The 1,380-nt window shown below is 52.6% G+C and carries 1 rRNA gene; it reads right to left on the reverse strand.

The annotated features are described in order from the left end of the window. Window positions 1–1,380 (reverse strand): 23S ribosomal RNA (locus tag ACFVR1_RS19550); the annotation flags it as partial.

Consider the following 1,380-nt stretch of genomic DNA (forward strand, 5'->3'; position numbering starts at 1 on the left):
GGACTCTTGGGGGAGATAAGCCTGTTATCCCCGGGGTAGCTTTTATCCGTTGAGCGATGGCCCTTCCATGCGGAACCACCGGATCACTAAGCCCGTCTTTCGACCCTGCTCGACTTGTAGGTCTCGCAGTCAAGCTCCCTTCTGCCTTTACACTCTTCGAATGATTTCCAACCATTCTGAGGGAACCTTTGGGCGCCTCCGTTACACTTTAGGAGGCGACCGCCCCAGTCAAACTACCCGCCTGACACTGTCTCCTACCCGGGTTACGGGTATGGGTTAGAATTTCAATACAACCAGGGCAGTATCCCACCGACGCCTCCTCCGAAGCTGGCGCTCCGGGCTCTAAGGCTCCTGCCTATCCTGTACAAGTTGCACCAAAATTCAATATCAAGCTATAGTAAAGCTCCACGGGGTCTTTCCGTCCTGTCGCGGGTAACCTGCATCTTCACAGGTACTATAATTTCACCGAGTCTCTCGTTGAGACAGTGCCCAGATCGTTACGCCTTTCGTGCGGGTCGGAACTTACCCGACAAGGAATTTCGCTACCTTAGGACCGTTATAGTTACGGCCGCCGTTTACTGGGGCTTCAATTCGCACCTTCGCTTGCGCTAAGCACTCCTCTTAACCTTCCAGCACCGGGCAGGCGTCAGCCCCTATACTTCACCTTACGGTTTTGCAGAGACCTGTGTTTTTGCTAAACAGTCGCCTGGGCCTATTCACTGCGGCTCTTCTAGGCTATACACCCAAAAGAGCACCCCTTCTCCCGAAGTTACGGGGTCATTTTGCCGAGTTCCTTAACGAGAGTTCTCTCGCTCACCTTAGGATTCTCTCCTCGACTACCTGTGTCGGTTTGCGGTACGGGCACCTATCACCTCGCTAGAGGCTTTTCTTGGCAGTGTGAAATCAGGAACTTCGGACTAAGTCCTCGCCATCACAGCTCAATGTTATAGAGTGCGGATTTGCCTACACTCACACCTTACTGCTTGGACGTGCATAACCAACAGCACGCTTACCCTATCCTTCTGCGTCCCCCCATTACTCAAACGGTGGTTTGGTGGTACAGGAATATCAACCTGTTGTCCATCGTCTACGCCTATCGGCCTCGACTTAGGTCCCGACTAACCCTGAGCGGACGAGCCTTCCTCAGGAAACCTTAGTCATACGGTGGATGGGATTCTCACCCATCTTTCGCTACTCATACCGGCATTCTCACTTCTAAGCGCTCCACCAGTCCTTCCGGTCTGACTTCAACGCCCTTAGAACGCTCTCCTACCACTGATACCAAAGGTATCAATCCACAGCTTCGGTGATTTGTTTAGCCCCGATACATTTTCGGCGCAGCGTCACTCGACCAGTGAGCTATTACGCACTCTTTAAATG

It is taken from the genome of Psychrobacillus sp. NPDC058041, assembly GCF_042885655.1.
Lineage (GTDB): Bacteria > Bacillota > Bacilli > Bacillales_A > Planococcaceae > Psychrobacillus.